Genomic DNA, 6,655 nt, shown 5'->3' on the forward strand with positions numbered 1-6,655 from the left:
CGGCCTCGCTGCCCTCGGCGGTGTGCAGCTGCTCCAGCTCGCCGCTCTCGGCGCCGGCCTCGTAGTGGCCGTAGTCGACGTCGCTCATCTGTATCTCCCTGAAAGTCTGTGGTGTTCGTTGCCGTTGAGAAGAACGGTACGGACGTGCGGGGCCGGGCGAATCCCGGAAACGTGCCACGGCGCGCCCGAGGGGGCGATCGTCCAGGTGAGGCTCCTCGGTGCCGCCGGCCCACCCGCCCGCCGTGGCGCAGGCTGCTGGCATGGACCGTCCCACCCACCACCGGTACGCCGTCGTCGGCGGCCACCAGCTGTTCTACCGCCAGGCCGGGCCGCCGGAGGCCCCCGCGGTCGTGCTGCTGCACGGCTTCCCGGCCAGCTCGTTCATGTTCCGGCGGCTCATCCCCGCGCTCAGCGACCGGTACCACGTCATCGCCCCGGACATGCTCGGCTTCGGCCTCTCCGACGCGCCGGACGGCTTCGGCTACACGTTCGACGCGCTCACCGAGCTCACCGCGGGCCTGCTCGACCAGCTCGGCCTGCGGCGGTACGCCATGTACGTCCAGGACTACGGCGCGCCCGTCGGCTGGCGGCTGGCGCTGCGCCCGGAGCGGCCGGTGACGGCGATCGTCACCCAGAACGGCAACGGCTACGAGGCCGGCTTCAACCCCGAGTTCTGGGCCCCGATCTGGGCCTACGCGGCTGACCCGTCCCCGGCGACCGAGGCGCCCGTGCGTTCGGCGCTGGAGCTCGACGCGGTCAAGTGGCAGTACCTCGAGGGCACGCCCGACCCGAGCGTCATCGCCCCCGAGACCTGGCTGCACGACCACGACCTGCTGCGCCGCCCCGGCAACGACGCCATCCAGCTCGCCCTGTTCCGCGACTACCCGTCGAACCTGCGGGTGTACCCGCGGCTGCACGAGTACCTGCGCCGGGAGCGCCCGCCGGTGCTGGCCGTGTGGGGCCGCAACGACCGGATCTTCGACCCGGCGGGCGCGCTCGCGTTCCGCGAGGACGTCCCCGACGCCGAGGTGCACCTGCGCGACGGCGGCCACTTCCTGCTGGAGAGCGACTTCGACACCGTGGCGACGTACACCCGCGAGTTCCTGGGGGAGATCCTGGCGCTACAGCGCTAGCGCCTGGTCGAGGTCGGCGATGATGTCCTCCGGCTCCTCCAGGCCGATCGACATGCGCAGCATCCCCGGGTCGATGCCGGACTCCTGCCGCTCCTGCTCGGTCTGGTGGGTGAAGACCAGCGACGCCGCGTGGGTGATGAGCGTCTCGGTGCCGCCGAGGCTGACGGCGTTGTGCGCCAGCTTCGTGCCGGCGATGACGCGCTGGGCGGCCTCGGCGGTACCGACGGTGAAGCTCAGCATCCCGCCGAAGCCCGCCATCTGGCGCCGGGCCAGGTCGTGCTGCGGGTGCCCGGGCAGGCCGGGGTAGTGCACAGCGCGTACGGCCGGGTGGTCCCGCAGGAACGTCGCGACCGCCAGGCCGTTGGCGTTGTGCCGGGCCATCCGCAGCGGGAACGTCTTGAGCCCGCGGGCCAGCAGCCACGCCTCGAACGGGTGGCAGACCGGCCCCAGCACCCGGGCCGTCTCCCACGCGCGGGCGATGAGCTCCGCCGAGCCGGTGAGGACGCCGGCGGTGACGTCGCTGTGGCCGTTGAGGTACTTCGTCGCCGACTGCACGACCAGGTCGACGCCGAGGTCGAGGGGGCGGGTGTTGTACGGCGTGGCGAACGTGTTGTCGGCGATCAGCAGCGCGTCCGGGGCGGCGGCGCGGACCGCGGCGAGGTCGGTGAGCGCCATCGTCGGGTTGCTCGGCGTCTCCACGTACACGACGTCCGTCCCGGGGCCGACGGCGCCGGGGACGGCGTCCTGGGGTACCAGCCGGACGTCCACCCCCAGCGAGGGCAGCACGGTGCGCAGGAGCGTGAGCGCCGCCGTGTAGTGGCTGGTCTGCGCCACGACCCGGGTGCCGGCGCGGACGTTGGACAGCAGCGCCGCGCTCACCGCCGCCATCCCGCTGCCGACGAGCAGCGCCGCCTCGGCCCCGTCCAGCTTCGCGAGGATCGTCTCGGCCTCCCGCGCGTTCGGCGACCCGTAGCGGGTGTAGAACGCGGTGGGCGCGACGGCGGCGGCGATCTGTGCGGCGGCGGGGGAGCGGGGCAGCTCGTACGTGCTCGTCTGGTAGATCGGCAGGGTCAGCGGCGTGCCGCCCGGGCCGCTGTCCACGGCCGGGTGCAGCAGGTCGGTCATGCTGGGGTGCTCCATCCGGCCAGTATCTGCCCTCGTCGCGGCCGGTCTGAGGGCCAACCGCGCACGGGTGGCCTGCCGCGCCCCGCGTCGCGCTACACCTCGCCGCGGATCATCCGGATGAGCCGGTCGAGCACCGCGCCGCGGCTGACCCGCAGGCCGTCGTGCTCGTACTCGTTGGTGACCCAGGTCCGTGCGCCGTTGATCGCCCGGGCCGTGGCTTCGGACAGCTCCCGGTCGACGTACATGTCGTCGGAGTAGACGGCGGCGGCGACCGGGACGGTGTTGTCCCTCAGGCGGGCCGGGTCGTAGAGCGCCGGCCAGTCGTCCTTGGCCGCGAGCAGGTCGGCGACCTCGGCGAACGCCGGGTCGACGAGCTCCGGGCAGATCATCTCGCCGGTGAACAGGACCGGGTCCGCGAACCGCGGGAACTCGTCCCGGACGCGCTGCGCGGCCCAGGCGGTCGGGCCGCCCTGCGCGTAGCAGGCCTCGTGCAGCAGGGTGTAGAGCGGCGCGGCGGTGAGGTCGAGCCGGTGGCGGACCTCGGCGAGGAACGCGTCGGACAGCGTGCCGGGCGCCTCGAACGCGTCCTCGACCAGGTAGTGCAGCTCGTGCGAGCCGGTGCTCGACCCGAGCGCGAGCCCGAGCGACCGGAACGCCGTCACGGAGACGTCCGTGGCCGGCAGCGCGTCGACGACGGCCCGCACGATCGCGGCGTCGCCCGGGTAGCGCGCGTAGTGGGCGTCGTTGCGGGCCTCGACGCGCGGGTAGGTGGCCCGGTACACGTCGTCGGCGGTGGCGTGCAGCCCCGGCAGCCCGCCGGTGATCATGACGTCGCGCAGTCCTCCGGGCGCGAACGACAGGTACGTCACCGCGCAGAACCCGCCGAAGCTCTGCCCCAGGACGCTCCACGGCCGGTCGCCGGCGACCCGCGCCCGGATCAGCTCGGCGTCGCGGACGATGGCGTCGGCGCGGAAGTGGGCGAGGTATGCGGCCTGGGCCTGCGGGTTGCCGCGCGCCCGCAGCCGCTGCCGGGTGATCCGGGTCGACCGCCCGGTGCCGCGCTGGTCGAGCAGCAGCACGCGGAAGTCGTCGAGGGCCCGGTCGAGCCAGCTGTCGCGCCCGATCGGCCGCGGCGACCCGTGGCCGGGCCCGCCCTGCAGGAACAGCAGCCACGGCAGGTCGTCACCGGCCTTCCCGGCCGCCACGACCTCCCGGGCGAACACCTCGATCCGCTCGCCGTCCGGCTGCCGGTGGTCCAGCGGCACCTCGAACGTGTGGTCGGTCAGCACCGTCCCCGGGTGCCGGAAGATCGTCATGCCCCGTACGCTACCGCCGCGGCCCACCTGGACGGAGTCGCGGCCGGGCTAGATCGGGAAGCGGCCGCTGCGCCACTGCCAGTGGCGGCCGGCCCGCAGGTGGTCGACGATCGCGCGCTGGAGCACGGTGCCGCGCGGCAGCCGGTCGAGCGGCGTGGTCAGGGTGCGGAACGCGAACCGCAGCACCTCGACGTCGGCGTCCAGCCCCTCCGGCTCCTCGTAGGGCTCCAGCTCGAACCTCCGCTGGAACCGGACGATGTTGGAGTCCGCGGGCAGGTACTCCAGCAGCTGCGGGTCGAGCAGCCACGAGCCGCAGGCGAACGCCGTGTACGGCTCGTCGGGGAAGTGGCGCGGGAAGAACGCGCGGGCCTCGTCGAGCGACGCCGCGACTGCCTCCGGGGCCAGCGGCCCCGAGTCGGGGATGTGCAGGTCGATGGCGGTGCCACCGCGCTGGTGCTGCAGCCGGCCCAGCTCGTAGAGGCCGCCGCGCGCGTGCAGCGTCAGCCAGCTCTGCATGACCGGCCAGCCCTCGCCGCGCATCCGCCGGTCGACGGCGAGGTTGCGGCCCAGGTCCGCGAGGGTCGCCCACGACACGGCCTCGGCGACGCCGTGGTCGCGGTGGTAGCCCGTGACGACGTCGACCAGGGCCAGGTACGCATACACGTAGAGATGCCGCCAGGCGGGGCCCCGGTCCCGCGGCAGCTCCGGACCGGGCGACAGCCAGCCGTGGCCCCCGAGGTCGGCGCGGACCAGGGCGGTCGAGCGGTCGAGCAGCCAGCGCAGCTCCGGCGTCCACAGCGCGGAGCCGGGGTCGGGCCAGCCCGCCATGATCTCGGCGGCGTCGTCCGGCGGCACCGCGAGCCGGTCGAGGATCGCGGGCGCGTCGCCCTTGGCGGGCAGCGGCGCCGACGGCCGGTCGCCGGCGAGCCGGTGCACGCGCTCGACGTCCTCGACGGCCACCCCGAGCCGGGCGGCGGTGTCGTCCAGATCCACGCGGACGACCCTACCGGCCGGCGTCGAGGCCGACGAGCACGCCGGACCCGCTCAGGCGATGAGCGTGCGGATCCGGTCGGCGCCGACCGCCAGCAGCAGCGTGGGCAGGCGCGGCCCGGACTCCCGGCCGACGATCAGGCGGTACAACAGGGAGAAGAACTCCCGCTGGGCCACCTTCAGCTCCGGCGTGGGCGGCGTGTCGAGCGGGAGCCCCAGCTGGAGCTTGGGCACGCCGTAGACCAGCGTCGTCAGGCCGTCGAGGGACCAGTGCGCGTCGAGGCCGTCCGCGAGGCGGTCGAGGGCGTCGCGCCGCTCGGGCGGCAGGGACGACAGCAGCTCGCGGTCGGCCTCGGTCCGCACGTGGGTGCGCTGCTCGGCGGGGACGCAGGTGGTGACCCAGCGCAGCGCGCAGTCCAGGCGCGGGCGGGCCTCGTCGAGCGACACGACCGGGTCGGCCGGGTCGATGTCGGCCAGGATCCGCAGCATCTGCGCCGGGTCGCCGACCGTGATGTCGGCGACGGAGGCGAGCATCCGGTACGGCAGGGGCCGCGGGGTGACCGGCAGCAGCCCGTCGGCGGTGCCGATCGCGCGGTGGTACGCGGCGGCGTCGGCCGGCGCGGCCGTGCCGGCGGCGGTCTTGCGCCCGAGGGTGTCCCACTCGTCGTACAGCCGCTGGATCTCGTCGTCGAACGCCACCTTGAACGACTGGTTCGGCCGCCGCCGGCTGTACAGCCAGCGCAGCAGCGACGGCTCCATGATCTGCAGGGCGTCGGCGGGCGTCGGGACGCCGCCGCGCGAGCTGCTCATCTTCGCCATGCCCGCGATGCCGACGAAGGCGTACATCGGGCCGATGGGCGGCCGCGCGCCGAACACCTCGGCGACGAGCTGGCTGCCGACGACGTACGACGAGCCGGGCGACGTGTGGTCGACGCCCGACGGCTCGAAGTGCACGCCCTCGTAGGCCCACCGCATCGGCCAGTCGACCTTCCAGACGAGCTTGCCGCTGCGGTGCTCGCGCAGGACGACCGTCTCGCCGTGGCCGCAGGCGCAGGTGTAGGTGAGCTCGGTGGTGTCGTCGTCGTAGGCGGTGACGGTGGTGGTGTCGCGCCCGCACACCGAGCAGTACGGCCGGTAGGGGTAGTAGCCGGCCGCGCCCTCGCCGTCCTCGTCGTTCTCCTCCGGTCGGATCTTCGTGCGGTACTTCGCGAGGACCCCGTCGATGTGCACCCGCTCGCGCATGGCGTGCAGGATCTGCTCCGTGTACGCCCCTTCGGTGTACATCGCCGTCTGGCTGACCGGCCGGTAGGTCACGCCGAGGTCGGCGAGCGACGCGGCCATCGCGGCCTTGAAGTGCTCCGCCCAGTTCGGGTGCGCGCTGCCGCGCGGCGCGGGCACGGCGGTGAGCGGCCGGCCGACGTGCTCGGCCCACGACTCGTCGACGCCGTCGAGCCCGGCCGGCACCCGCCGGAAGCGGTCGTAGTCGTCCCAGGACAGCAGGTGCACGCAGTCGTGGCCGCGGCGGCGGATCTCGTCGGCGACCAGGTGCGGGGTCATGACCTCGCGCAGGTTGCCGAGGTGGATTGGGCCGGACGGGCTCAGCCCGGACGCGCACACGATCGGCGTGCCGGGCGCGCGGTCCCGGGCGGCCTCGATGACCTCGTCGGCGAACCGGGCCACCCAGTCATCGGCGATACCTTCTGTCACACCCCTATTCAAGCAAGCTCGGATCCGGGGCGCTCCGGCAGCCGTCTCGATGCTGTGCGGGACAGGACTGGACGGGGACCGTGCCCGGCTTGTAGCTTGCAGCTGACCGTGCCACCACCCGAGGAGGTGAGACCCATGAACGCTGTATCGACGTGGGTGCTCCCCCTGCCGGTCACGGTCGGGCGATCGACGTAGGTGTCGCCGGGAGCGCCTCGCCCACCAGGCCCTCCCGAAAGGCAACACCTATGCACCCTGTCCAGTCCACCGCCGATCGCACGCCCCCCAGGTTCGACGTGATCATTGCCGGGTGCGGGCCGACCGGTGCGATGCTGGCCGCCGAACTGCGGCTGCACGACGTGCGGGTCCTCGTCCTGGAGCAGGAAA

6 protein-coding genes are annotated in these 6,655 nt (G+C 73.8%); 2 read left to right on the top strand and 4 right to left on the bottom strand.

The genetic code is table 11. The features are described 5' to 3' along the window. Window positions 1-260: 260 nt before the first annotated feature. Complete coding sequence (locus ABZS66_RS59685; RefSeq protein WP_354773578.1) at window positions 261-1,133, top strand: alpha/beta hydrolase; 873 nt, start codon at window positions 261-263, stop codon at window positions 1,131-1,133. Here the strand turns inward: ABZS66_RS59685 and ABZS66_RS59690 are convergent. The 4 genes from ABZS66_RS59690 to lysS form a co-directional block, all read right to left on the bottom strand. After that, window positions 1,122-2,273 carry an aminotransferase class I/II-fold pyridoxal phosphate-dependent enzyme gene (locus ABZS66_RS59690; RefSeq protein ID WP_354773580.1) on the bottom strand — a complete coding sequence of 384 codons (1,152 nt, stop codon included), beginning with the start codon at window positions 2,271-2,273 and terminating at the stop codon, window positions 1,122-1,124. The two genes, ABZS66_RS59685 and ABZS66_RS59690, sit on opposite strands and share 12 nt — an antisense overlap. A gap of 77 nt (window positions 2,274-2,350) precedes the next feature. Further along, on the bottom strand, window positions 2,351-3,574 hold the full coding sequence (locus ABZS66_RS59695) for an alpha/beta fold hydrolase (protein WP_354773582.1): 1,224 nt from the start codon (window positions 3,572-3,574) through the stop codon (window positions 2,351-2,353). Window positions 3,575-3,622: 48 nt separating this feature from the next. Beyond that, on the bottom strand, window positions 3,623-4,567 hold the full coding sequence (locus ABZS66_RS59700; protein WP_354773584.1) for an acyltransferase domain-containing protein: 945 nt from the start codon (window positions 4,565-4,567) through the stop codon (window positions 3,623-3,625). A 51-nt stretch (window positions 4,568-4,618) separates the two neighbouring features. Beyond that, the gene (lysS, locus tag ABZS66_RS59705) at window positions 4,619-6,271 is read right to left on the bottom strand and encodes a lysine--tRNA ligase (protein ID WP_354773586.1); all 1,653 of its coding nucleotides are present in this window, start codon (window positions 6,269-6,271) and stop codon (window positions 4,619-4,621) included. Between the two features lie 245 nt (window positions 6,272-6,516). On the opposite strand from lysS, the gene ABZS66_RS59710 reads away from it, so the two are divergent. Then, window positions 6,517-6,655: FAD-dependent monooxygenase (locus ABZS66_RS59710; protein WP_354773588.1), on the top strand; the 139-nt coding region annotated here is incomplete at its 3' end.

Origin of the sequence: Dactylosporangium sp. NPDC005572 (assembly GCF_040605515.1) — a bacterium.
Lineage (GTDB): Bacteria > Actinomycetota > Actinomycetes > Mycobacteriales > Micromonosporaceae > Dactylosporangium.

Coding starts and splice junctions, on each gene's coding strand:
- ABZS66_RS59685 (WP_354773578.1), top strand. CDS start 261: ATGGACCGTCCCACCCACCACCGGTACGCCGTCGTCGGCGGCCACCAG.
- ABZS66_RS59690 (WP_354773580.1), bottom strand. CDS start 2,273: ATGGAGCACCCCAGCATGACCGACCTGCTGCACCCGGCCGTGGACAGC.
- ABZS66_RS59695 (WP_354773582.1), bottom strand. CDS start 3,574: ATGACGATCTTCCGGCACCCGGGGACGGTGCTGACCGACCACACGTTC.